The organism is Microvirga sp. 2MCAF35, assembly GCF_052115545.1.
Lineage (GTDB): Bacteria > Pseudomonadota > Alphaproteobacteria > Rhizobiales > Beijerinckiaceae > Microvirga.
This window is the reverse complement of the sequence record NZ_JBFRGW010000012.1, coordinates 48,593-73,565: the sequence shown is the minus strand read 5'-3', so window position 1 is coordinate 73,565 and position 24,973 is coordinate 48,593. Positions and strand designations below refer to the sequence as shown.

Genomic DNA, 24,973 nt, shown 5'->3' with positions numbered 1-24,973 from the left:
AAATCCTTGAAAGCCTTGTGATCTGAGGCCATTTGGGATATTAGAACCCCCCTCCGACAAGACATTGACTGTTAGCGTTGCGTAAGGGTGCGTGTTCCGCGCCCTCGCGGTGCTCCGAAAAGTCTTGTCGGTACAAGCGTTTCCATCCGTCGATGATACGCCGGCCCGCTCGATGAGCGGCATGCCTCGGACATGGCCCTAGAAGGGGCGTTCATGGCACGGCGGCGCAATGGATGCGGCCGACCCGATCGATTATGCCGTGCCGATTCCACGACCTCTCAGATGATCAGGAAGTCCTGGGCGGTCAGCTTCAGTTTCTTTGGAAGAGTCGCGAATTTCACCTGCGCGGCGCCGCCGGTTCCATCGGGATCGTAATAAAGGATGCCTTTCGGATCGTAGATGATCCGGTCGCTCGCATCGTGCGCCTTGCCTCCCATCCAGAAGGCCTTCGACGAAAGCTTCCCCACGCTCTCCGGCGAGCCCTTGCCGACCTTCCTGAAGATGGAGTCGTCGAGATAGATCTTGTCGCCTTTCGAGAAGTCGCTCATCACATCGACGTTGCTCTTCTGCAGCCGGGTATCGAACACGAACTTGTCCTTGCCGGCGCCGCCCGTCAGGATATCCGCACCGAGGCCGCCGGCGATCCAGTCGTCGCCCGCCCCGCCCTTGAGCGTGTCGCGGCCGTTGTCCCCGATGACGCGGTCGTCGCCGCTGCTGCCTTCGGTCCGTTCCGGCGAAACGTTGGTGACGGCGATGTCGAAAAAGCGGTCGATGCTCACGCCGCTCCTGTCCGTGCTGCGCACCGTGATCCGATGGCTCTGCGCCTGTTCGTAATCGAGCGCCACGCCATTGCCGACCATAAGCTGACCATTGACGATGACGAAACGTCCGCCCGCATCGTCGAGAAGCCGGTAAGTGAAGGTTTCTCCCGCGTTGGGATCGCTGGTCGCGAAGGTGCCGACGATTCCCGGCCCGGCCAGTTCCTGCACCGTGGCCCGGTCGAGCGTGATGCCGGTGGGCTCCCGGTTGGCCGCGATGGATTTGATCGTGACTGCGGCGGCCGGGGCCGAAAGCGCGCCGTCGCTCACCGCGATGCTGAAGGTCGTATCCTCCGCCATGCCTGCCGCATCCAGGCGGTCGCGCGGCTCGAAGATCACGCCGCGGATCGCCGCCATGACGGCCTGCACCGGTCCGGTGAACGTCAAGGCGCCGGTCGCCGGATTCAAAACCCCCGCGCCGATCTGGGTGAAGTGGCCCTTCCCGGACGCATCGGGCGTAATGACCACGGTCACGGAGGCGCTGTCGTCTCCGATCGTCAGCCCGGCGAACGGCATGATTTGTCCCGTGTCGAGGGTCGTCTCAATCCCGCCCGGCACGGTGACCGTCGGCATATCGTTGTCGGAAACGATCGCGACGGTCGTGTGCGCGACCGTGAAGCGCCCGCCGCCATCCGTCACCGTCACGGCGATGGTGCGCGTATCCGTGGCGGGATCGAATTCGTTGGTGTTGCGGTAGGTGAGTGCCTGAAGGATGAACTTGATCGACGGGAGGGCGGTTTCGGTCAGGTCGATCTTGAGCCGCGTGGCGGTGCTGCCCTGGGCGACGATCCCGACCACCTCGCCCTGATACGTCAAGGTGCTGCCGGCATTCGCGCCATCGGACAGAACGAGATTGGCGTTCGCCTTGATGCCGAGGACGTCCTCGCCCGCCTTCGCATGGCCGGTGATCTCGACCGTGATCGAGCCGGGCAATCCGTTGTCGTCGCCGAAATCCGCGTTCGAACCGGCATCGATGAGGATTGCGGTGCCCCCTTCGCTGAAGCTCGTGGCGTCGCCGTCGAGGGCGATGATCGTCGGGGTCGCATTCGTGTAGGTCGCTCCGTTCGCGTCCCGAATGGATTCGACTCCTTGCCGGAAGAGTTGGGCGCGCTCCTGCACGGTGAAGGCCGTGCCGCTGTTGTTGAGGAGCAGATCGTCGATGCCTTGGGCGTGAACCAGAAGCCCCGTGTCCCGCGACACGATCTCGATGATGCTGCGGGTGGCGTTGGTGAAGAGAAGCTTCTCGAAGCCGGTGATGCTGCCGTTGAGGCGGAACCGTGGGTCGGAGCCCTCGCCGCCCGACAATTCGAGGACGTCGTTCCCGCCGCCGCCGTCGATGGTATTGAACGATGCCCACCGTTCCAGGTTGAGGACGATCCGGTCATTGCCGGCACTTCCGAGGATACGTTCGATGCCGCTGATCGTCGCGGCGACCGTCAGGTCCAGCGTACCGGCCCCGGACAGTTCGAGGGTATCGGTTCCGGCGCCTCCCCGTAGGATGTCCCCGGCATTCAGTCCGTTGGAGGCTGCGAGCAGGGTATCGTTGTCATCCGTGCCGATGGCGATATCGACCGAGGATCCGAGCATCGTGGCTCCATCTGGGGCGAACTGGCGTTGGGAGATGCGATGGAACCCGTCTTTCCAGGTCACGACCCACCCGCCATCGTCCAGCGCCTCGACCGCCGGCTCGGAGCCATCGGTGGCGCCCAGTGGCACGTTCTCGACCGTCGTGGCGTTTCCCTGCGCATCGTAGGCCCGGAGGACGATGCCGGATCCGCTGTTCCAGGTGACCACCCAGCCTCCGGTTTTGAGGGCCGTGGCGCTCGCATCGCCATGCGTATTCCCAATATCGGCGTTGACCCTCACGATTGTGCCGGTCTCGCCGTGGCGTTGAAAGATTCCGCCATCGGCCTGCCAGACCATGACCCAGCTGTCGTCCTCCAGGGTGATGATCTCCGACGGACGCTCGTCGGATCCGGCGGCGGCCGTGATGAAGACTTCCGGCCCTCCCTGACCGTTTGCATCGAAGCGCTTCGAGACGATGTCCCGATCGCCGGCGCCGTCCTGCTGCGTTCTCCAGGCAACGATCCAGCCGCCATCGTCGAGAGCCGTGACCATGGGCTCCGATTGCTGGATCCCCGTATCGTCGAGCCGGAGATCGACGCCGACCTGTGCTCCGAACCTGTCGTAGCGCCGCTGGTAAATGTGGGTGGACGTTTCGTCGGAGCCTTCCCAGGTGACGACCCAGCCGCCGTCGCTGAGGACGGTCGTGCTCGGATGTTGCGAATAAAGCGCGCTCACCGGGACGTCCGGTCCCGTGGTTTCACCGTCCTTATCATAGACGCGCTGGAAAAGGCCCAGGTTCTGGAAGGTGGAGCTGCGGGCGACCCAGGTGACGACCCAGCCGCCACCCGGCAGCGCCTGGACGCTGCTGCCGTCGAAGTAGGAGGGGTTGGCAGCCTCCACCGGGACATCCATCCCCGACGATCCGTCGGCGGCAAAGCGGCGCTGGTAGAGGGTGGTTTCCGTCCCGGCGCTGTTCAGCTCGACCCATGTTACGAGCCACCCGTGATCCGCGAGGGATGTCACATGCTGATCGAACACCACGGTGTCGGTGCGGGTGCTCATAGTCTCGATGCCGCCAGCCTGAAAGATCGTGAAAGCCATGAGGGTTCCCCCGAACATCCCATATCGGGTGCGTTATTTCGTTTCACTCTACATGGTCCGTCCGCGCCGTCCTAGGACAACTTTCAAAGGTCTGGGTGGCAATGAAGACGATGGACTGCCGGAGAGACATGTTCGGAGGCGGCAAAAGCTTGTTTCCAATTGCGTTTTGCAGTAAAAGCCCTCCCATCCGACAAGACATTGACGGTTGGCGTTGCGTAAGGGTGCGTGTTCCGCGCCCTCGCGGTATTCCGAAAAGTCTTGTCGGTACAAGCGTTTCCATCCGCTGATGATACGCCGGCCCGCTTAGATAGAGCGGCATGCCTCGGACATGGCCCTAGAAGGGGCGTCCTCAGGCAGCGGCGGCTGGAAACGGCCCGTTAACACGAGCCGCCGGCGTTGCCCCTTTAAACGAGGGCCATTCAGGAGAACCTATGTCTGCAGCTTTGCAACAGCCGAGCCGTGAAGATTTCGCGGCCCTGCTCGAAGAATCCTTCCGCACGAACGAGATCAGCGAAGGCTCGGTCGTGAAGGGCAAGGTGGTCGCGATCGAAAAGGACGTCGCGGTCATCGATATCGGCGCCAAGACCGAAGGTCGCGTCGCCCTGAAAGAATTTGCCGGCCCGAACCGCGACCAGACCGTGGTCGTCGGCGACGAGGTCGAGGTCTATGTCGAGCGCATCGAGAATGCGCTGGGCGAGGCCGTCATCTCCCGTGACAAGGCCCGCCGCGAAGAGTCGTGGGTGAAGCTCGAGAAGGCATTCGAGGCCGGCGAGCGCGTCAACGGCACGATCTTCAACCAGGTGAAGGGCGGCTACACGGTCGACCTCGACGGCGCCGTGGCGTTCCTGCCCCGCTCGCAGGTCGACATCCGCCCGGTTCGCGACGTCACCCCGCTCATGGGCGTGGCTCAGCCGTTCCAGATCCTCAAGATGGACCGCCGCCGCGGCAACATCGTCGTGTCGCGCCGCACGGTTCTCGAAGAGAGCCGCGCCGAGCAGCGCTCCGAGCTCGTGGCCAACCTCGAAGAGGGTCAGGTCATCGACGGCGTGGTCAAGAACATCACCGAGTACGGTGCGTTCGTTGATCTCGGCGGCATCGACGGCCTGCTGCACGTCACCGACATGGCATGGCGCCGCGTCAACCATCCGTCCGAGGTCGTAACCATCGGCCAGACGGTGAAGGTGAAGATCATCAAGATCAACCACGAGACGCACCGCATCTCGCTGGGCATCAAGCAGCTGCTCGCCGATCCGTGGGAGGGCATCGCCGCCCGTTACCCCGTCGGCGCCAAGCTGAAGGGCCGCGTCACGAACATCACCGATTACGGCGCGTTCGTGGAGCTGGAGCCGGGCATCGAAGGCCTGATCCACGTGTCCGAGATGTCCTGGACGAAGAAGAACGTCCACCCCGGCAAGATCATCTCCACCTCGCAGGAGGTTGAGGTCGTGATCCTCGAGGTCGACCAGGTGAAGCGCCGCATCTCGCTCGGCCTGAAGCAGACGCTCCAGAACCCGTGGGAAGCCTTCGCCGAGAAGCACCCTGTCGGCTCCGAAGTCGAAGGCGAGGTCAAGAACAAGACCGAGTTCGGTCTGTTCATTGGTCTCGAGAACGACGTCGACGGCATGGTCCACCTCTCGGACCTCGACTGGAACCGTCCGGGCGAGCAGGTCATCGACGACTTCAAGAAGGGCGACATCGTCCGCGCTCAGGTTCTCGACGTGGACGTCGAGAAGGAGCGCATCTCGCTCGGCATCAAGCAGCTTGCGGGCGATCCCTTCGCCGAAGCCGGCGAGATCAAGAAGGGCCAGATCGTCACCTGCGAGGTACTCGAGGTGAAGGACGGCGGCCTGGAGGTGAAGATCGTCGACACCGACCTCTCCACCTTCATCAAGCGCAACGAGCTTGCTCGTGACCGCGCCGACCAGCGCCCCGAGCGCTTCGCCGCCGGCGAGAAGCTCGATGCCCGCGTCACGCAGTTCGACCGCAAGGCCCGTCGCGTCACCGTCTCCATCAAGGCCCTCGAGGTCGCTGAGGAGAAGGAAGCCATGGCTCAGTACGGCTCGACCGATTCGGGTGCGTCGCTCGGCGACATCCTCGGCGCCGCTCTGAAGGCCAAGGACAAGAAGTAATCGGGTTCTCGACCTTCGAGAGTCTGATGAATCCCCGGGCTTCGGCCCGGGGATTTTTTTATGTCCGGAGATGCGTGCGAATTCTCCCCCTCGTCATCACCGGCCTCGTGCCGGTGATGACGATAGACTGAAACACCGCGCTTCACAGTAGCGAGATGGCGGGGCCAAGCCCGGCCATGACGTCGAGGATCTTCCCGGTACGGGCGATTCCTACCGGACCCGCGCCAACCCTCGTGCCGGTTTTTTCTTGGCCGCCGCGCCCTTTGCCCTATCTGCTTGTCCGCGGGTGCATTTTAGGTGCTGCGGATTCAAACTCGCCGCCTAGAAATAGCAGTCGAAGCGCTCTAGGGTGCAGCCCTTCTCATCCGACCTGGAACCAGCAAGAGACCAATCGATGTCCATCGATGCCGAAGCCATCGCCGACCGCCGCCGTCTGCGCCGCAAGCTCTCCTTCTGGCGCGTCGCGGGATTCCTGGGCCTCATCGCGGCCGTGGCCGCCCTCGGCTATGCGGCCGCCGACCGGGCGGGATACGGGGCGATCCAGAGCCAGATCGCCCGCATTTCCGTCGACGGGGTGATCACCGGCAACCAGCGCCTCGCCGACCTGATGCAGCGGGTGGGCGATTCGGGCGCGGTTTCCGGCGTGGTGATTTCCATCAACAGCCCCGGCGGCACCACGACCGGCTCCGAGGAGCTCTACCGCAACATCCGCAGGCTTTCCGAGAAGAAGCCCGTCGTCACCTTCGTGGACGGCACGGCGGCCTCGGGCGGCTACATCACGGCGGTAGCGTCCGATTACATCGTCGCCCGGGAGACCTCGATCGTGGGCTCCATCGGCGTGCTCTTCCAGTACCCCGACGTGTCGGGCCTGATGAGCCAGGTCGGCGTGAAGCTGGAGGAGGTGAAGTCCACGCCGCTCAAGGCGGAGCCCAGCCCCTTCAAGCCCACCTCGCCGGAAGCGCGCGCCGCCATGCAATTGGTGGTCAACGACACCTATGACTGGTTCAAGACCCTGGTGCGCGAGCGCCGCCACCTGAGCGAGAGCGAGCTGGCGGCCGCCTCCACCGGCCAGGTGTTCAGCGGGCGCCAGGGCGTGCCCATGAAGCTCGTCGACCGGATCGGGGGGGAGCGCGATGCGGTCGCCTGGCTCGAGCAGAACAAGGGCGTGGCCAAGGACCTGCCGATTCGCGACTGGAAGCCGAAGAGCGACCGGGACCTTTCGATCTTCGCCATGGGCGCGACGGCGGCCGACATCCTCGGCTTCGACCGGGTGGCGGACGTCTTGCGCCGGGCATCGTCCCATGCGGAGATCGCGCAACTTGACGGCCTTCTGGCGGTCTGGCAACCTTCGGAAAAATAAAGCAACGTCAAAGATATAGCCATTCCATGATCAAATCCGAACTGGTGCTCAAGATTGCCGAGCAGAACCCGCATCTCTACCAGCGCGATGTGGAGAAGATCGTGAACGCGATCCTCGATACGATCGGCGATGCCCTCGCCAGGGGCGACCGGGTCGAGCTGCGCGGCTTCGGCGCGTTCTCGGTGAAGAAGCGGGACGCCCGCACGGGCCGCAACCCACGCACGGGCGAAGCCGTTTCCATCTCCGAAAAGGTCGTCCCCGTCTTCAAGACGGGCAAGGAAATGCGTCAGCGGCTCAATGCTCCGGCTCCCAAGGTGCTCAAGGCCGCGGCCGCTCAGTGATTGCTTGAGAGGTGTTCGTGATTCGCTTTCTGAAGGCGCTCATTCTTCTGCCGGTTGCCATCCTGGTGGTTCTGCTCGCGGTCGCGAACCGCGCCCCGGTGACCCTGTCGCTCGATCCGTTCTCCCAGGACGCGCCGGAATTCGCCACCCGGCTGCCGCTCTTCGCCGTGATCTTCGCGGCCGTCATGCTCGGCGTGGTGATCGGCGGCACAGCGGGCTGGCTCGCGCAGGGCAAGAACCGCAAGTCGCGCCGGCAGCTGCGCCGCGAGGCGCGCCAGCTGCGCTACGAGACGGAACGCCTCAAGACGCAGAACCCTCCGGCCACCACTCTGCCGGCGACCGTTTCCTCTTCTCCCGGCCCCCGGTTCTAAGACCCCTATCATGCGCGTCGTGACATCTGCCGAGATCGATCGGGTTCTCACCTTTCCGGCCCTGATCGATGCCCTGGCCGAAGCTTTTCGCGGCGACATGGTCACCCCGGTGCGCCATCACCACGAGATCGAGCGCGCCGGCGCCCATGGCACGCTCCTGCTCATGCCGTCCTGGACCGGCCCCGCTACGCCGGACGGCTTCGTGGGCGTCAAGGTCGTGTCCGTGTTTCCGGAGAACGGCGCCAAGGGCCTTCCCAGCGTCATGGGCTCCTACCTGCTGATGGACGGCGCCACGGGCGAGCCCGTGTCGGTACTCGACGGCACGCGCCTGACCGTCTGGCGCACGGCCGCCGCCTCGGCCCTGGCGGCCCGATATCTGGCGCGCGAGGATGCGAGCCGGATGGTCATGGTCGGGGCCGGGTCCCTCGCGCCGTTCCTCATCCGCGCCCATATGAGCCAGCGGCCGATCCGCGAGGTGGCGCTCTGGAACCACAACGGTGCCAAGGCCGAGACGCTCGCGGCCGAGCTGCGCCGGGAGGGCCTGCCTGTCACCGCCGTAACGGACCTGGAAGCGGCTGTGCGCGAGGCCGATCTCGTCTCCTGCGCGACCCTGTCGACGGCGCCCATCGTGAAGGGCGCCTGGCTGAAAGCGGGCGCGCATCTCGATCTCGTCGGCGCCTTCAATCTCAAGATGCGCGAGGCGGACGACGAGGCTTTGCTGCGGGCTCAGGTCCATATCGACACGCTTGCCGCCAAGACGGAAGGCGGGGACGTGGCCGTGGCGCTCCAGACCGGCGCGATGGCCGAGAGCCATATCCGTGGCACCCTCGCGGACCTGTGCCGGGGCAGGCATCGCCGCGATCCGGTGGCGATCACGGCCTTCAAGTCGGTCGGTGCGGCATTGGAGGATCTGGCTGCGGCGATGCTGGTGTGGCGCTCGCTCCCAAAAGCGTAGTAAAGTAGCCCTTATGGATAACCTGATCAAAATCTGCGGGCTCTCGACGCCCGAGACCCTCGACGTCGCCCTGGGCGCAGGCGCGGACATGGTCGGCTTCACACGAATCCCTAGGAGCCCTCGTCACGTCAGCCTCGATCTCGCCCATAAACTCTCCCTTCAGGCGAGGGGGCGGACCCAGCGCGTGGTGCTGCTGCTCAATCCGGGCGACGAGGACATCGCGCAGGCCGTCGAGGCGATCAACCCTGACCTGATCCAGTTGCATGGAAGCGAGAGCCCCGAGCGCGTCGCCGAGATCCGTTCCATGGTCAAACGCCCGGTCATGAAGGCGCTCGGCATCGCGGAGCCCTCGGATCTTGAGGCTCTCACCTCCTATGCTGGCGCCGATCGCATCTTGCTCGATGCCAAGCCGCCGCGCACGGCCAATGCGCTTCCCGGCGGCAACGGGATTGCCTTCGACTGGCGGCTGCTCAATGGGCTTGACCGCAAGCTTTCCTTCATGCTGTCAGGGGGCCTCAACCCCGACAACGTGGCGGAGGCGATCCGGCTCACGAAGCCGCAGGCCGTCGACGTGTCGTCCGGGGTGGAAAGCGGGCCGGGCCTCAAGGATCCGGCCAGGATCGAGGCCTTCATCAGGGCCGCCCGGACAGCATTCGCCGCCGCCCACCACTAAATAAAGACAGCACATCCTTCCCGGGGCGTGCTTTCAAGATCGTCAAGGCAGGACAGCCCGTGTCAGCTCAAGCCCAACCCAATTCCTTCCGCATCGGCCCCGACGAGCGCGGGCATTTCGGCCAGTTCGGCGGCCGCTTCGTGGCCGAGACCCTGATGCCGAACATCCTCGAGCTGGAAAAGGCCTACGAGGAGGCGAGGAACGACCCGACCTTCCATGCCGACATGGCGTATTTCTCCACGCATTACATCGGCCGTCCGAGCCCGCTCTATTTCGCCGAGCGCATGACCGACCATCTCGGCGGCGCAAAAATCTACTTCAAGCGCGAAGAGCTGAACCATACCGGCGCGCACAAGGTGAACAACGTGCTGGGCCAGATCCTTCTCGCCCGCCGCATGGGCAAGAAGCGCATCATCGCCGAAACCGGCGCCGGCCAGCACGGCGTCGCCACCGCGACGCTCTGCGCGCGCTTCGGCCTCGACTGCGTGGTCTATATGGGCGCCGTCGACGTGGAGCGGCAGAAGCCCAACGTGTTCCGCATGAACATGCTCGGCGCCAAGGTGGTGCCGGTGCAGTCCGGCACGAAGACCCTCAAGGACGCCATGAACGAGGCCCTCCGCGACTGGGTCACCAACGTGTCCGACACCTTCTACTGCATCGGCACGGTGGCGGGCCCGCATCCCTATCCGGCCATGGTGCGCGACTTCCAGTGCGTGATCGGCAACGAGACCCGCGAGCAGATGATGGAGGCGGAAGGCCGCCTGCCGGATTCCCTCGTCGCCTGCATCGGCGGCGGCTCCAACGCCATCGGCTTGTTCCACCCGTTCCTCGATGACAAGGATGTCGAGATCTACGGTGTCGAGGCGGCGGGCCACGGGCTCTCCGGTCTCCATGCCGCGTCCCTGACGGGCGGCCGTCCCGGTGTGCTTCACGGCAACCGGACCTATCTCCTGATGAACCGGGACGGGCAGATCGCCGATGCCCATTCCATCTCGGCCGGGCTCGATTATCCCGGCATCGGCCCCGAGCATGCCTGGCTGCACGAGATGGGCCGGGTGACATACATCTCCGCCACGGACGAGGAAGCCCTAGAGGCCTTCCAGCTCTGCTCGCGCCTCGAGGGCATCCTGCCCGCGCTGGAGCCCAGCCACGCGCTTGCCAAGGTGATGGAACTGGCCCCGCAGAAGCCCAAGGATCACCTGATGGTGGTCAACATCAGCGGCCGCGGCGACAAGGACCTGTTCCAGATCGCCGAGCACCTGGGCAACCAGATTGTTTGACGACAGTCCTGATGTCATCCCCGGCGAGCGCTAGCGAGGGAAGGGGATCCACGATCAAGCGCTGAGCTGATGGATTCCCTTCCCCTCCGCTACGCTCCGGCCGGGAATGACACGCGTGTTCATTCTCTCCTCTCCGTGCTAAAGACCCGCCCATGACAAAGCGCATCGAAGCCCGTTTCGAACAATGCCGCGCGGAAGGCCGCGCCGCTCTCGTCACCTATGTGATGGCCGGCGACCCGGATCCCGAGATCTCTCTGGAGATCCTGAAGAGCCTGCCCAAGGCGGGTGCCGACATCGTCGAGTTCGGGCTGCCCTTCACCGATCCCATGGCCGACGGACCGGCCATTCAGGCGGCGGGGTTGCGCGCCCTGAAGGTGGGCCAGGATACGGTCAAGACCCTCGACCTCATCCGTCGCTTCCGGGCCGAGGATGCGGACACGCCCGTGATCCTCATGGGCTATTTCAACCCGATCTTCGTCTACGGCGTGGACCGCTTCCTCGCTGACGCCAAGGAGGCGGGCGTCGACGGCCTGATCGTGGTCGACCTGCCGCCGGAGGAGGACGACGAGCTGTGCCTGCCGGCTCTCAAGGCGGGCCTCGCGTTCATCCGGTTGGCCACCCCGACCACGGACGACAAGCGCCTGCCGGCGGTTCTCGCGAACACAGCGGGTTTCGTCTATTACGTGTCGATCACCGGCATCACAGGCGCGGCGACGCCCGATTTCGGCAAGGTCGCGGCGGCCGTGGAGCGGATCAAGCGCCATACGCCCCTGCCGGTGGTGGTGGGCTTCGGCGTCAAGAGCGGCGCCCATGCGGCGGCGGTGGCCAAGGGGGCCGACGGCGTGGTGGTCGGCTCGGCCCTCATCGACGCGCTGAAGGGCACCCTCGATGCCGAGGATCGCGCAACGGCAGGTTCGGTCGAGGCGGTCACGAAGCTGGTGAAGGAATTGAGCGAAGGCGTCCGCTCGGTGGCAAAACGCGCGGCGGCCTAATACATAGACTGACGGACCCTCATCCTGAGGACCAGCCGAAGGCTGCGTCTCGAAGGAGGGTCCAGAGAGCACGGGAGACGCCCTGATCCTTCGAGACGGCCTGACGGCCTCCTCAGGATGAGGGCTTCCGGGGTGCTGACAGGAAGGTAAAGCGATGAACTGGATTTCCGAAGTCGTCCGTCCGAAGATCAAGACGCTCTTCAAGCGCGAGACGCCGGACAATCTCTGGATCAAGTGCCCGGAGACCGGACAGGTCGTGTTCCACAAGGACGTGGAGGCGAACCAGTGGGTGATCCCCGGCTCCAACCATCACATGCGCATCTCGGCCACCCAGCGCCTTCAGCTCATGTTCGACGGCGCCACCTGGCTCGACGTCGCCCTGCCGGAGGTGGCCGTCGATCCGCTGAAATTCCGTGACGAGAAGCGCTATATCGACCGCTTGAAGGACGCCCGCACCAAGACCGGCCAGCAGGACGCGTTCAAGGTCGGCTTCGGCCGGGTCGCCGAACTCCCGATGACCATCGCGGTCCAGGATTTCGGCTTCATGGGAGGCTCGCTCGGCATGGCGGCCGGCGAGGCCTTCATCAAGGGCGCCGAGACGGCGCTCGACAAGAAGACGCCCTTCGTGCTCTTCGCCGGTTCCGGCGGCGCGCGCATGCAGGAGGGCATCCTGTCCCTCATGCAGATGCCGCGAACCACGGTGGCGATCCGCCGCCTGCGCGACGCGAAGCTGCCCTACATCGTCGTGCTCACCAACCCGACCACGGGCGGCGTGACGGCCTCCTATGCCATGCTCGGCGACGTGCATCTGGCCGAGCCCGGCGCGCTCATCGGCTTCGCCGGCCCGCGCGTCATCGAGCAGACCATCCGCGAGAAGCTGCCCGACGGCTTCCAGCGCTCCGAATACCTGAAGGATCATGGCATGGTAGACGCGGTCGTGCACCGGCACGACCTGAAGGAGACGGTGGCCCGCCTGTCGCGCCTCTTCACCAAGGCACCGGCCGTCAGCCCTGTCGTTAATCCCGTGCCGGTGAACGCCGAGATCACGGCTGCGGCCGCCGAGTAAGCGAGACCAGGGCGATGGAATCCTCCGACGCGCACCGTCAATGACGGTGCGCGAAGCGGCGACCATCCTCTCAATCATGTCCAATGTCGTCGACGCTAGAGCATCGGACCCAAAAGTGGATTTGCACTTTTGGGGTCAATCCGATGCTCCGCTCTTTCGATGAGCACATCGTTGGGGGCGGAAAACCGGATCCACTTTTCCGCACGATGTGCTAGGCGCGTGAACAGTTGTCCGAAGTGACTCCACACCGTCAGGCTGGCTATCTGCCGGCACCACTCCGGCCGGCATCCCCGCGATTGCCGGTGCTGCCTTGGTCGCCTGTTCGCGTGCCAGCGCCTTCCGATAAGGCCCGGCACACACCGTTAATACGCTGCTCCCCTACGATACATTGTCTCTCGTGAGGGCCGGGTTCCGCGAACGTAGGCTTAAGCCCAGCGAGCAAGAATCCAGCCAGTGCGATTCCACATACCCTGATCATCGGCCCCTCCGTCGGCGATGATCGGAGTTTGAACCACTTTGCGGCCGGGGGCCGTGCATTGCGTCACATAGGCGAAATTCGGTGCGTTCAAGACAAGGAAAGGCTATCACGAGGAGCGTCCATAGCGCGGATCTGGCAGCAACATGGTCACGGGCCACTCCTATGCACCTGATCGCTTAAGCGACGAGCCGCCTAACGACGCCTCTCTTCCCCCCTCAAGCGGCAAGTGGTAGTCCCGGCATCCTGAAGGGAATGAGGAAGTCGGACATGAGTGTTAGCGGTGCTTTTGAGTCCTCCGATGCGCTGATCGCGCGCTTTCTCGCCCTGCACCCGAAGACCATCGATCTTTCGCTCGGGCGCATCCAGCGGCTTCTGGCCCAGCTCGGCCATCCGGAGCGCCGCCTGCCGCCGGTCATCCATGTGGCCGGTACCAACGGCAAGGGCTCGACCATCGCGTTCATGCGGGCGATCCTGGAAAGCGCGGGACTTGCCGTCCACGTCTATACCTCGCCCCATCTCGTGCGCTTTCATGAGCGCATCCGCCTGGGCCGGATCGGCGGCGGCGGCCGCTATGTGAGCGAGGAGAGGCTCGTCGAGGCCTTCCGCCGTTGCGAGGCGGTGAACGCGGGGGAGCCCATCACGGTGTTCGAGATCACGACCGCGGCGGCCCTGCTGATCTTCGCTGAAGAGCCCGCCGACGTGCTCCTGCTCGAAGTCGGCCTGGGAGGTCGCTTCGACGCCACCAACGTCATCGACCGGCCGGCGGCCGCCGTCGTTACGCCCATCGGGCATGATCACGCGGAATATCTCGGCACGACCCTGCAGGCCATCGCCAGGGAGAAGGCCGGCATCTTCAAGCCCGGCTGCCCGGCCGTCATCGCCCCGCAGGATTACACCGAAGCCGACCAGACCCTGGTCGGCGAAGCCGAGCGCATCGGCGCTTCCCCGCTCCTCGTCGGCCAGCAGGACTTTTCCGTGCACGAAGAGGGCGGGCGCCTTGTCTACCAGGACGAGAAAGGGCTTCTCGACCTGCCGCGTCCACGGCTTATCGGCCGCCATCAGTTCACGAATGCAGGCACGGCGATTGCGGCGCTTCGCGCAGCCGGCTTCGGGCAGTTCGAGACCTCGGCTTTCGAGTCGGGCCTCACCCGCGCCGAATGGCCGGGCCGCCTCCAGCGCCTCAACCGGGGCCGCCTGCCGGAGATTGCCCCGCAGGGCTGCGAGCTCTGGCTCGACGGCGGGCACAATCCCGACGGCGGCCGGGTGCTCGCCGCCGCCATGGCGGATCGGAGTGAGCGCTCGGACGCGCCCCTCGTGCTGATCGCCGGCATGCTCGGCACCAAGGACAGTCAGGCCTTCTTCAAGAACTTTTCCGGCCTCGCCCGCGAGGTGATCGCGGTGCCGATCTCAGGCCAGATCGCCGCGCGCCCGGCGGAAGAGGTTGCTGCCATCGCGGCCAGCGTGGGGCTCACCACGTCGACGGCCTCGAGCGTCGAATCGGCCCTCGCGTCGCTCCACAACTACGTCTGGGACCACCCGCCCCGCGTGCTGATCTGCGGCTCGCTCTATCTCGCCGGCGAGGTGCTGGCGGCGAACGGGACGTTGCCGGAATAGGGAGCCGCATCTAATCTGTATCGAGCATCGGATCGGGCAGATTGTACGTGTCCCATAAGCGTTTTGGGATGGCCTTGCCGACGGAAAACTCGAAACTTTGCACTGCTTGGCGATCTGCGCTGAGGCCACATCTGAAGGTCAAGTCATACCATTTCCTCTCGCTGCGGAACGCGGCTCCCTCGGCAACAACGCTGTTGTTTCCGATTGTCACGTCCGACTTTGCATAAGCGACGATCCGGTCAGGATGGAACTGTTTGAGCGATACTGCGATCTGGGCCATCGCTTCAATATCGCAGAGCTGCTCCAGCCGCGTATCTTCTTGGAAGAGCGGCAGCATCTCACGCATCTTACGACTTAAGGGATGAGCAAGCGCCTCGCCCGATAGGATCTGGGTTGCACGGATTGTGCCCAGCCGTTCAGGATTGGCCTTGTCGGCAGATGCCTCTGGCTGCGGCAGGTTCTGGTCGGCGGCTTCTGTTCGCGCCGAATGGGTGAGTTCCCGCAATTGCTCCGGTGTCCAGATTTCAACCGGCAGGCCCTCCTGCAGAGGCGGCGACGGGCGACGGGAAGGTGCCGGAAAGGTAAACGGCAGAAGCAGAAGGGTGTGCAGCACTGACGAGACGATGACGCCATATGCCTTGGCACGAGGGAGGAAAGTAAGTTGCTTTATCCTTCGGCTCAAAATGTCTGCGTTCGGCGTCCATTCCCGAACACCCCTCTATGGCCAAGCTTAAGCCTTATCGGGTGACATTGTAGCAAGAGTGCGGCAATGTTCGGACGGACAGTCAGGTATAAATGAGCCTAAATGCGGATGGCCGGGACAAGCCCGGCCATGAAGTTAAGTGCGATTCTAGCAACGGATTTAAGCCGAAGCCTGGATCCAGCGGGAGAGCTCGCCCTTGGGGGCGGCGCCGACCTTCTGGGCGACGACCTTGCCGTCCTTGAACACCATCAGGGCCGGGATCGACCGGATGCCGAGCTGGGAGGAGATCTGCGGGTTCTCGTCCACGTTGAGCTTGGCGATCTTCACCTTGCCGGCCATCTCGTTGGAAATCTCTTCCAGGGCCGGGCCGATCATGCGGCAGGGTCCGCACCATTCCGCCCAGAAATCGACCACGACGGGCTCGGAGGATTGCAGGACATCCTGCGCGAAGCTTGAATCGGTCACCTTTACGGTTGCCATCAGATCACCTTTGACTTGAGCGCGACTCAGCGTCGAGCCGCTCGGCTATAGGGCCAAGGTAAGAACCCGGCTTGAGGGAATCAAGCAAGGGCTCCTTCCCTCACGCCGCTTTGATGAGGGTAAGTGCGGATTCCAGGTCGGGTTCCAGGAGCTCGTGGATCACGGGCCCCGAGGTCCAGATCAGGAAGGTGCGGATGCGCTTCTCCGGATAGATCTCGGCAAGGAGCGCCCGGTAGAGGGCGAGCTGCGCCACATAGGAGCGCGGCGGCGGCTGGCCCAGCTTCGGCGGGCGCGCCGTGGTCTTGAAATCGGCCACCAGCACGTCCGTATCGAGCACGGCCAGCCGGTCGATCTGGCCCGATACCAGGATCTCGCCCTCGACTGTGAGCACCCGCCCGGCGATGGGCGCCTCCGCCCGCGATCCCTTGCCGAAGAGAGGCTTCAGGTCCGCATGGTCGAGAACCCCGAGGGCATTGGTCAGGATCAATTCGCCCAGGTCCTGGGGAAGACGCGGGGCGCGGGCCTTGATGTAGGCGCGCGCCATGCTCTCCCGGTGCTCGGGCGCCAGTGCGGGCAGGCGCTCCAGCAGGGCATGGACCAGGGTGCCGCGTAAGCGAGCCTCGGGCGCATAAGGTCCGTCGCCCGGACGCGTCATGCGGTCTGCGGCGCCGAGCGCGCTGGAGGGGCGGATCGGGGGCAGGGGCTCCGGCTCCGGCCGGGCGGACGTGGTCAGCCAGTCAGGAACCGCGATGGGATCGAGAGGCGGCACGTCGGATTCGGCTTTGATCGTGCGCGCAAGGGGTGAGCCGTCGCGCCAGACCGAGATCGGGCCGTAGGGGGCCTCGTCCAGCTCCAGGCCGCCGGCCTTGGCAACGAGCCCGTGGCGGATCATCTCGCACCAGGCTTCCTGCTTGGTCTCGTTGCCGTTCGTCCGGTAGGGGGCGATCACCAGCCGGTCCTTGGCACGGGTCATGGCGACGTAGAGCAGGCGGTTGTGCTCCTCGTAGCCCTTGGCGTGCAGAAGGTCGCGCGCCTCTCTCATCACGCTCGAATCGGAGGTCCTGCCGGGCGCCCAGACCGGGATCCTGCCGCCGGTCGCGGTCCGCAGCTGCAGCAGCGGCGGATCTCTCCCCAGCACCTCGCAGCCGTCGATGAGCACCACGATGGGTGCTTCCAGGCCCTTCGCGCCGTGCACGGTCATCACGCGCACTTCGTTGTTCACGGAATCGAGGTCGCGCTTGATCGTGTGCGAGGCGGATTCGAACCGGTTGAGGAAGACCGTGAGGGAGGGCGTCTCCGTCATCTCGGATTGATGGGCGAAGCACAGGAAGGCGTCGATGGCATCGCCCGCTTCGCTGCCCAGGCGCGCCACGAGCAGCGAGCGTCCGCCGCGCGGACCGAGCAGGGTGGCGAAGAAGCCGAAGGGGCCGTGGACGCGCGCAAGAGCGCGCCATGCGTTCAAGGCCTCGCATCCGCGCTTGGCTTTTGCGTCACCCACTTCCGCATGGCGCATCAGGGCGGCGTGAAGCGACTCCTCGTCCGCCCGGTCGGCGGCGATGCGGATGAGATCGTCGTCGGTCAGGCCGACGAGGGGCGATTTCAGGGCAGTCGCGAGCGTGAGATCGTCGTCCGGCAGAAGCGCCGCGCGTCCGGCTGCCACGAGATCGAGCACGGCGATATGCTCGCCGATATTGAGCCGGTCCGCGCCGGCCACGGGCACGCTCGCTTCCTTGAGCGCGCGGATCACCGACTCGAAAGCCGCGCCGCGCTTGCGCACCAGAACGAGCACGTCTCCGGCGGACCACAGGCGGCCCATCTCGTCGCCCTTGGTGGTCCAGCACTTCACCGCCTGCGCGATGCGGCGCGCGACGACGACGGGCGGCGAATGCTGCTCCGGCTCGTCGATGGGCAGCACCCAGGCCTCGGGTTCTTCCTCCTTGGCGGGCATTTCCAGCGGCCACATTTCCACGAGGCCCGGCGCGTGCGGGCGCGCGCTCTCGTGCACGGTGCCGACCGCCTTGTCCTCGAAAGACAGGCCCTTGAAATTCGCCTCGACCGCGAAGGTGGCGTCCACGGCCGACAGCACGGCCCTGGCCGAACGGAACGACATGGTGAGCGAGACGTCCTCGAAATGGAGCTCGGCGTTTCTCACCTTCTGCGACCAGCTCCGGCGCGTCGTCTCGAATTCCTGCGGGGCGGCTCCCTGGAAACCGTAGATCGACTGCTTAGGATCGCCCACGGCGAAGAGCGTGCGCACGCGTGAGGCGGCCGCACCTGCGCCTGCGGTGAAATCCTCCGTGATCTTGCGCAGGATTTCCCATTGCTCCGGGTTCGTGTCCTGCGCCTCGTCGATCAGCACGTGGTCAATGCCGCGATCCAGCTTGTAGAGCACCCAGGCGGTGTCGCCGCGCGAGAGCAGCGCCAGGGTCTTGTCGATCAGGTCCTGGAAGTCGAGCGCGCCGAGGCGCATCTTCGCCTGCTCGACGCGAGTATGAATCTCGGCCGCGAGCGTGAACAGCGCGCCGGTCCGCTCGGCGGCACGCGCGGCCTTGCGCTTGTCGATGAGGGAGCACACCCGCTCCTGCTCGCGCAGCAGCCGGTCCTTGAAGCTCTCGCCGACATCCTTGGTCAGGAAAGCCGATCCCTTGCGCGGCGTGCCGGCATCGGTGAGAAAGATCGAGAGATAGTTTTCGAGTTTCTCCGACCTCTCCTTCGCCTCGGCGGCCGCGATAAAGGACGCCGCCCGCTTCTGATCGGTCGCCTTGCCGGCGAGCAATTCTTGCGCGATGGCGGGCCATTCTTCCGGCCTGACCCCGCCTTCGAGCATGGCGGTCTCGACGCTCTCGAGCGTCTCGTCAGCGCCGAGCCCCAGTTCCCTGCGAAGCCGCGCAGGGCCTGTTGCATCGTGCAGGAAGGTCTTGCACTTCAAGGCCGCGTTGATCGCACCGGAGAGCGCATCGCCCACCGCGTCGACGCTGATGGTATCGAGCGCTTCGGCCAGTTCCGGGAAATTGCCGCTGGCCGCATCGGCCATCACGTTGGCGGTGGCCTGGGACAGCATCTCGTCGGTCTGGCTCTCATCGAGCACGGCGAAGCGCGCCGGCACATTGGCCTCGAACGGCACGAGATGCAGAAGCCGCTCGCAGAAAGCGTGGATGGTGTCGATCTTCAGGCCACCGGGGGTTTCCACCGCACGCGCAAAGAGGGTGCGCGCGAGCTTCACCTGGGCGCGCGTCGGCTTCTCGCCTTCGAGCTCCGTCAGCTCCTTGACGAGGCTTTCCTCGTCGAGCGTAACCCAGCGGCCGAGGCGCTCGAACACGCGGATCGCCATGTTGGCGGCCGCCGCCTTGGTGAAGGTCAGGCAGAGAATGCGGCCCGGCAGCGAACCCGCGAGCAGCAGGCGTACGACGCGATCGGTGAGCACCTTGGTCTTGCCCGCGCCCGCATTGGCCGACACCCAGGCGGAAGCACGCGGGTTGGCGGCGCGGCGCTGTGCGTCCTTGGTGTATTCCGGGATGACGAGATCGGTGCTCATTCGGATCCCTCAGCCCCGCCCGCGCTCGCCAGCGACCATTCCTTCACCCGTGCCAGATGGTCGTATTCGGAGAACTTGCGCGCATATTTCGGAAAGGGCCGCGAGACGTAAGCTGCTTCGCCCTTGGCATAGCGCACGATCATGCCCTCGAACCGGCGGCGATGCTCCTCGACGATCTCGGGCACGGAGCGCTCTTCCTTGCCGGTCGGCCCGATCTCGCGCGGCTTGATCGGCTCGCGCCCGCCGGTGGTGTGGACGTAGATCAGGTCCGGCGTGTCCTTCGCCACCGGCAGCCCCTTGAAGGCGCCCTTCATCAGCATCATGGCTTCCAGCGTCAGTTGTGGCGAGAAGCCGGCATAGACTTCCTTCACGCCGGGCGGTTGGCCGGTCTTGAAATCAATGATGGCGAAGCGGCCGTCACGGCGATGCTCGATGCGGTCGGCGCGGGCACGCAGGTTGAAGATCGTGCCGTCCGGCAGCGGGATCGACAGGCGGCCGGAACGTTCCGCGTAGACCTCGACGAGGTCTGGGCGGCGGTTCTGCTCCCACACGACAAATTCGGTGGCGAGCCGCGTGAAGCGCGGCCACCATTCCGCGTAGAGTTCGGGATAGGCCTCGGCGATGTCGGCAAAGGCGTCGGTGCCAAGCGCGAGCAGGATCTCCTGCGCATGGGCCGGCAGTGCCTTCGGGTATTGCTCGGCGAATGTGCCAAGCACGTCGTGGATGATCGTGCCGCGATCCGCCGCGCTCGGCGTCACGGCAATCGCATCGAGCGCGTCGAGCTTGAGGATATGGCGCGCGAAGATCGAATAGGGATCGCGCACCAGGGTCTCGATTTCCGTAACGCTCAAGGAGCGCGGGAACAGCGCCGGATCGGGCTTCGGCCGCGGGCGCGGCAGCGACGGCGCGGGTTCCGGCGTGTCGAGATTGCGCGCGAGCCGGCGGTAATACTCGCCGGCCTTCGTCATGCGCTCCCACACGTCCTTGCCGGTGAAGGCTTTCAGACGCTGCAGGAAGCGCGAAGGCACCATGGGCGAGCCGTCGCGCTTGTGCGCGCGGGTGATCACCACGTCGTGCGTGCCCAGCGCCTGCACGAAATCATGCGCCGTCTGGCCGATGCGCCGCTCCGGCGGCATCAGCCCGACGCGCGAACGCATGGGTCGGTTGAGGAAGGCATCCGTCACCGTGCGCGGCGGCCAGGAGCCTTCGTCCAGTCCGCCCAGCACCACGCGGTCGACCGAGAGAAGACGTGCTTCGAGAAGACCGAGGATCTTCAGGCGCCGGTGCGTGGCGCGGGGCGAAGGGCTCAAGGAGCGCTGCTTGGCGAGCGCCGTGAAGAAGGTCGGATAATCGACGAAGCGGCCCGCGAGGGGATGGCCCTCTTCCTCGCGGATGTCGGAATGTTCGAGATCGTCGAAGAGCGCGGCGAGCGCCTCCTTCGAGGAATCGTCGTTCTGCTCCACCGGTTCGTCCTCGGGGCCGGCCCAGAGCAACTCGACGGCGCGGCGGTGATGCTCCACGAGGGACATGAGGTCGAGACGCCCTTCGCCATGAACGGACGGCGCGAACGTGTCGAAGGCAACGCCGAGACGCTGCAGCAATTCGTCTGCGAGGTCCCAGTCGGCCTCCGACAGGCGCCTGCGTGGGCGCGGCGTGCGGTGATCGTTCCCGGCGCGGCGGCTGGCGAGCGCGGCGCGCATGCCCTCGATGCCGAGCGCGGGAGCGGGCCCGCGCAGCACGCCGATTTCAAGCACGCTTGCCGCATGCTCGACCGTTTCGCGGGGCAGGCCGAGCCGCACCATCGGATGCGCGAGCAGCGCGAGAAGTCGCACGGGCCGCAGGTCGTCGGCCGCCGCTTCCGCGGCCAGTCGCGCGAGGCGTCCTGCAGGCGTGTCGGAGAGTGGAATGCCGGCCGAATCCTCGACGCTTAGGCCCCAGCGGGCGAGCTCCGCCGTCACACGGGTGGCGAGGGCACGATCCGGCGTGACGAGGGCTGCGGTCTTGTGCGGATGAGCCATGGTTTCGCGCAGCGCGATGGCGATGGCCAGCGCCTCCTCGCGCTCGTCCATCGCCTCGATGATGGAAAGCCCCTCGCAGCCGCGTGCGCTCAGGGCCACGCGATCCTCAGGGACGATCAGCGACCAGCGGTCCGTGGTATCTGCCGGGCGCAGGGCTTCGGAGAGCAGATGGTTGCGGGCCTGCGCGGCATCCGGCAATTCGCCGAGAACGGTGACGGCGGAGCGCGTGATGCGCACATGCTTGTCCAGGAGGCGGCGAAGCGAGGCCTGCGGATGGCCGTGCACCGGATCGGTCTCGTCGTCGCCGATGCCGCCGATGGTCGACCAGCTCTCCTCGTCGAGAGCCGTGTCGAGCCCCGGCAGCACGATGGCGCCCTTGGGCAGGCGCGCGATGACGCCCATGAGGTGCGCGGTCGCCGGCACCGAACCGGTCGAGCCCGCGACGATGATCGGGTGTTCGGGCCGCTCGCGGGTCAAGCGCCGCGCCTCCGCGTCGAGCAGCGCGTTGCGCCGCTGCGCAGGGTCGCTCGCCTGGCGCTCGGCGAGAATTTTCGGCCAGTTCTCGCTCGCGATCTGCACGAAGTGGCGCGTGATCTCGAAATATTTCGAGTAGTCCGCATCCACCGCCAGTTCGAGGGCATGCCAGTCGATGCCTTCCGTCGTGAAGGCATCCATCAGGGTCTCGAGATCGCCCGCGAGGTTCACCGCGTCGGCGGGCGAGGCCGGCACCATGAACGGCACCTCGGGGCCGAGCTGCAGCAGCGCGCGGTCCACCTCGGCCGACCAGCGCTGCACGAGGCGCGTGAGGATGAGGCGGCGCTCCAGGGGCGGGATCGGCGGCTTGAGGCTCGCGGCTTCCTGCAGCGGCGTGCCTTCCAGCCCCGTCAGCTCGAACTCGGCCTCGTCGGTTTCGCCCAAGGGCACGATCCGCGGCAGAAGCTGCGCCCGGCCGGCGCCGCGCTCGGCGAGCAGCGCGATCAGCGCGCGGGTGGCACGGCGGTTGGGCACATAGATCGTGATGTCGGACAGGGCCGCGGGATCATCCGGCAGCGGGCCGACGAGATGGCCGTCGACCAGCGCGTCCACCAGGGTCGGCAGGAAGGCGCAACCCGGAGGAACCGAAAAGACGCGCGGCTGGGTCGGCACTCGAAAACCTCATCGCTTGCTGGCGGCGAGGCATTGTTCGGCCTCGGTAATCGCCTGAGGCTCCCCAACATGCAGCCATTGCCCCTCCATGCACAAGCCGTAGAGGCGCTCCTTCGCGATGGCGCGGTCGTAGAAGGCGTTGGCCGAGAACGCTCCGTCCGGGGTTCCGTGAACGAGTTCCGGCTTCACGATGGCGACGCCCGCATAGGCGAAAGGCGCGCTCGGATCCGTTCCGCGGCGGCGCAGGCGCCCGCTCTCGTCCCTATGAAAATCGCCCCGGCCTTCGAATCCGATGCTTGTGGATAACGGGGCCACCAGCATCAGGATGTCCATCCGCTCCGGGTCCCAGGCTGCCACGAGACGCTTCAGATTCGGCTCTTTCCCCTCGATCCAGAGCGAATCGGAGTTGAAGGTGATGAAGGGCTCGTCGCCTAAAAGCGGCAGGGCCTTCTTCACGCCGCCGCCGGTTTCAAGGAGCTCGCCGCGCTCGTCCGAGATGACGATGCGCGGGAATTCACGGGTGCTCAGGTGCGCTTCGAGCATGTCGGCGAAGTGGTGCACGTTCACTACCACCGTGTCGATGCCTGCCTCGTGCAGCCGGTCGAGGGCGAAGTCGACGAGGCTTTGTCCCGCCACCTTCACGAGAGGTTTTGGCATGGTGGCCGTGATCGGCAGCATGCGTTTCCCTAAGCCTGCAGCGAGAACGATGGCTTTGTGCGGCGCGCGCGGGGAGGTCTGGGACAAGGAGCTGGCTCAGGATTCGGGAGGGAGTTCATCCGCCTGCGGGATGAGCCTCGGCAGATAGTTTTCATACCAGACCTTGAGCTTGCCCAGGGCCGGATGGGCGAGGTTGCGGATGAGATAGGCTTCGATCCGCGGCAGATGCTTGAGGTAATGCGGCTTGCCGTCGCGCCGGTCGAGGCGGGCGAAAATACCGAGGATCTTGGTGGCGCGCTGGCCCGCCATGATCGCGTAGGCGCGGGCGAAGGCCGACACGTCGAAGCTAAGATCGGCGGCCTTCCGGTCGCGGGCATAGAGGCCGATGAGCTTCAGTTCGAGCTCGGGCGGCACGGTCACGCGCGCGTCCTGCAGGAGCGACGCGACATCGTAGGCCGGAGAGCCCAGCACCGCATCCTGGAAGTCGATCATGCCGACGCGCTGCAGGCCTTCGCGCTCAGGCAACCAGATCAGATTGGGCGAGTGGTAGTCGCGCAGGGTCCAGGTGGCCGGGGCGGCGAGAACCTCGCCCAGGGTCTCGGTCCAGAGATTGACGAACTCGGCCCGCGCCGAGCCCGAGAGCTGCGTGCCGATGATGTGGGGCACGTACCAGTCGAGCAGAAGCTCCACCTCGATGAGGAGGGCTTCGAGATCGTAGGGCGGGATCGGATGGTCGATGCCGTCCGCCACGGGGAGCACCTGCGGCAGGGTCTGGCCGTGGAGCTGCGCGAGAACCCTGGTCGCCTCCGCGTAGCGCTCCGGGATCGGACCCCTGGCGTCGGTGACGGGCTCGGAGCCGAGATCCTCGATGAGCAGAAGGCCGGCCTCCAGGTCCTCGCCGTAGATGTAGGGCGCGCTGAAGCCTAAGGCGCGCAGGCCCTTGTCCATGGCGACAAACGCATTCACCGTCTCGGCGAGCTTCGCGATGGTCGTGTAGGGCTTGCCGCGCCGCACGGCGGGCCCGACCGGGCGCGGAGGCGAGATCATCAGCAGCGCGGTCGAGCCGTCCGGCTTCACCAGGCGCTCGTAGGAGCGGATCACGGAGGCGTCGCTCGGCATGGGCTGACGCTTCGCATCGCCCCAGCCGCAGCGCTCGACGAGGCTGCGGTAGGCTTTCATGCGCTGGAGCCGGGACGCGAAGGCGCCGGTTCCGGTGAGCATTGCGAGGCGGCCGCGCCCCTGGCTGCCGGGAGCGAAATCGAGGCGGATGTCGAGATGCTCGGGGTTCAACGCGTCGTCGGCGCGCTCCGGCCATTCGACGAGCGCGATGGCGTTTTCCGTCATCTCGTCCCAGCCCAGCTCCGCGAGTTCGTAGCCACCGGAAAGGCGGTAGAAATCCGCGTGGACGATAGGCGGACGCTGGCCGTCATAGACCTGCATCAGGGTGAAGGTGGGGCTTGGAACCTCGAGTTCCGGATCGCCCGCGAGGGTCCGCACCAAGGCGCGGGCGAGCGTCGTCTTGCCGGCGCCGAGGCCGCCCGACAGGGTGACGAGGTCCCCCGGTTTCAGTTCTTCGGCCAGGATCCTCGCAAAGCGCTCCGTCGACTCGTGGTCGGGAAGCGTCACGATCCATGCGGCTTGCAAAAGGTCCTGCTCGGGCATGAGGGCCAGTCCATTCACCATCGCTGTT

General features: G+C 65.7%; 17 protein-coding genes. 10 read left to right on the top strand and 7 right to left on the bottom strand.

The window, feature by feature from the left end:
* Positions 1–278 precede the first annotated feature (278 nt).
* Positions 279–3,485: a hypothetical protein gene (locus tag AB4097_RS08620; protein ID WP_442038474.1), complete on the bottom strand. Its 3,207-nt coding sequence runs from the start codon at positions 3,483–3,485 to the stop codon at positions 279–281.
* Positions 3,486–3,916: 431 nt separating this feature from the next.
* On the opposite strand from AB4097_RS08620, the gene rpsA reads away from it, so the two are divergent.
* From rpsA to AB4097_RS08570, 10 genes are all read left to right on the top strand, one after another.
* A complete protein-coding gene (rpsA, locus tag AB4097_RS08615; protein ID WP_442038472.1) occupies positions 3,917–5,614 on the top strand; it encodes a 30S ribosomal protein S1 in 1,698 nt (565 codons plus the stop codon).
* Positions 5,615–6,008: 394 nt separating this feature from the next.
* Positions 6,009–6,974, top strand: coding sequence for a signal peptide peptidase SppA (sppA, locus tag AB4097_RS08610; RefSeq protein ID WP_442038470.1), 966 nt, complete (start codon positions 6,009–6,011; stop codon positions 6,972–6,974).
* Between the two features lie 26 nt (positions 6,975–7,000).
* On the top strand, positions 7,001–7,315 hold the full coding sequence (ihfB, locus tag AB4097_RS08605) for an integration host factor subunit beta (protein ID WP_009490463.1): 315 nt from the start codon (positions 7,001–7,003) through the stop codon (positions 7,313–7,315).
* A 17-nt stretch (positions 7,316–7,332) separates the two neighbouring features.
* On the top strand, positions 7,333–7,686 hold the full coding sequence (locus tag AB4097_RS08600) for a LapA family protein (protein WP_442038468.1): 354 nt from the start codon (positions 7,333–7,335) through the stop codon (positions 7,684–7,686).
* Positions 7,687–7,696: 10 nt separating this feature from the next.
* A complete protein-coding gene (locus tag AB4097_RS08595; protein WP_442038466.1) occupies positions 7,697–8,641 on the top strand; it encodes an ornithine cyclodeaminase family protein in 945 nt (314 codons plus the stop codon).
* Positions 8,642–8,654: 13 nt separating this feature from the next.
* On the top strand, positions 8,655–9,314 hold the full coding sequence (locus AB4097_RS08590; RefSeq protein WP_442038464.1) for a phosphoribosylanthranilate isomerase: 660 nt from the start codon (positions 8,655–8,657) through the stop codon (positions 9,312–9,314).
* A gap of 59 nt (positions 9,315–9,373) precedes the next feature.
* Positions 9,374–10,594: a tryptophan synthase subunit beta gene (trpB, locus tag AB4097_RS08585; protein ID WP_442038462.1), complete on the top strand. Its 1,221-nt coding sequence runs from the start codon at positions 9,374–9,376 to the stop codon at positions 10,592–10,594.
* 152 nt (positions 10,595–10,746) lie between these two features.
* Positions 10,747–11,586 carry a tryptophan synthase subunit alpha gene (gene trpA / locus AB4097_RS08580; protein ID WP_442038460.1) on the top strand — a complete coding sequence of 280 codons (840 nt, stop codon included), beginning with the start codon at positions 10,747–10,749 and terminating at the stop codon, positions 11,584–11,586.
* A 154-nt stretch (positions 11,587–11,740) separates the two neighbouring features.
* Complete coding sequence (gene accD / locus AB4097_RS08575; protein WP_442038458.1) at positions 11,741–12,652, top strand: acetyl-CoA carboxylase, carboxyltransferase subunit beta; 912 nt, start codon at positions 11,741–11,743, stop codon at positions 12,650–12,652.
* A 745-nt stretch (positions 12,653–13,397) separates the two neighbouring features.
* Positions 13,398–14,744, top strand: coding sequence for a bifunctional folylpolyglutamate synthase/dihydrofolate synthase (locus AB4097_RS08570; RefSeq protein ID WP_442038456.1), 1,347 nt, complete (start codon positions 13,398–13,400; stop codon positions 14,742–14,744).
* 10 nt (positions 14,745–14,754) lie between these two features.
* Here AB4097_RS08570 and AB4097_RS08565 read toward each other — a convergent pair whose 3' ends face one another.
* The 6 genes from AB4097_RS08565 to tsaE all read right to left on the bottom strand — a co-directional run bounded on the left by AB4097_RS08565 (position 14,755) and on the right by tsaE (position 24,966).
* Positions 14,755–15,357, bottom strand: coding sequence for a DUF930 domain-containing protein (locus AB4097_RS08565; RefSeq protein ID WP_442038454.1), 603 nt, complete (start codon positions 15,355–15,357; stop codon positions 14,755–14,757).
* A gap of 249 nt (positions 15,358–15,606) precedes the next feature.
* Complete coding sequence (gene trxA, locus AB4097_RS08560; RefSeq protein ID WP_009490441.1) at positions 15,607–15,927, bottom strand: thioredoxin; 321 nt, start codon at positions 15,925–15,927, stop codon at positions 15,607–15,609.
* Positions 15,928–16,027: 100 nt separating this feature from the next.
* Positions 16,028–19,462: a double-strand break repair helicase AddA gene (gene addA / locus AB4097_RS08555; RefSeq protein WP_442038451.1), complete on the bottom strand. Its 3,435-nt coding sequence runs from the start codon at positions 19,460–19,462 to the stop codon at positions 16,028–16,030.
* Positions 19,459–22,626 carry a double-strand break repair protein AddB gene (gene addB, locus AB4097_RS08550; RefSeq protein WP_442038449.1) on the bottom strand — a complete coding sequence of 1,056 codons (3,168 nt, stop codon included), beginning with the start codon at positions 22,624–22,626 and terminating at the stop codon, positions 19,459–19,461. The genes addA and addB overlap by 4 nt, the downstream gene beginning before the upstream one ends.
* 9 nt (positions 22,627–22,635) lie before the next feature.
* Positions 22,636–23,370: a nucleotidyltransferase family protein gene (locus tag AB4097_RS08545; protein ID WP_442038447.1), complete on the bottom strand. Its 735-nt coding sequence runs from the start codon at positions 23,368–23,370 to the stop codon at positions 22,636–22,638.
* 9 nt (positions 23,371–23,379) lie between these two features.
* A complete protein-coding gene (gene tsaE / locus AB4097_RS08540; RefSeq protein ID WP_442038445.1) occupies positions 23,380–24,966 on the bottom strand; it encodes a tRNA (adenosine(37)-N6)-threonylcarbamoyltransferase complex ATPase subunit type 1 TsaE in 1,587 nt (528 codons plus the stop codon).
* Between the last annotated feature and the right edge of the window lie 7 nt (positions 24,967–24,973).

What these genes read in the sequence shown, in the direction of transcription:
- AB4097_RS08620 (WP_442038474.1), bottom strand. Translation starts at nt 3,485, where the DNA reads ATGGCTTTCACGATCTTTCAGGCTGGCGGCATCGAGACTATGAGCACC.
- rpsA (WP_442038472.1), top strand. Translation starts at nt 3,917, where the DNA reads ATGTCTGCAGCTTTGCAACAGCCGAGCCGTGAAGATTTCGCGGCCCTG.
- sppA (WP_442038470.1), top strand. Translation starts at nt 6,009, where the DNA reads ATGTCCATCGATGCCGAAGCCATCGCCGACCGCCGCCGTCTGCGCCGC.
- ihfB (WP_009490463.1), top strand. Translation starts at nt 7,001, where the DNA reads ATGATCAAATCCGAACTGGTGCTCAAGATTGCCGAGCAGAACCCGCAT.
- AB4097_RS08595 (WP_442038466.1), top strand. Translation starts at nt 7,697, where the DNA reads ATGCGCGTCGTGACATCTGCCGAGATCGATCGGGTTCTCACCTTTCCG.
- AB4097_RS08590 (WP_442038464.1), top strand. Translation starts at nt 8,655, where the DNA reads ATGGATAACCTGATCAAAATCTGCGGGCTCTCGACGCCCGAGACCCTC.
- trpA (WP_442038460.1), top strand. Translation starts at nt 10,747, where the DNA reads ATGACAAAGCGCATCGAAGCCCGTTTCGAACAATGCCGCGCGGAAGGC.
- accD (WP_442038458.1), top strand. Translation starts at nt 11,741, where the DNA reads ATGAACTGGATTTCCGAAGTCGTCCGTCCGAAGATCAAGACGCTCTTC.
- AB4097_RS08570 (WP_442038456.1), top strand. Translation starts at nt 13,398, where the DNA reads ATGAGTGTTAGCGGTGCTTTTGAGTCCTCCGATGCGCTGATCGCGCGC.
- trxA (WP_009490441.1), bottom strand. Translation starts at nt 15,927, where the DNA reads ATGGCAACCGTAAAGGTGACCGATTCAAGCTTCGCGCAGGATGTCCTG.
- addA (WP_442038451.1), bottom strand. Translation starts at nt 19,462, where the DNA reads ATGAGCACCGATCTCGTCATCCCGGAATACACCAAGGACGCACAGCGC.
- tsaE (WP_442038445.1), bottom strand. Translation starts at nt 24,966, where the DNA reads ATGGTGAATGGACTGGCCCTCATGCCCGAGCAGGACCTTTTGCAAGCC.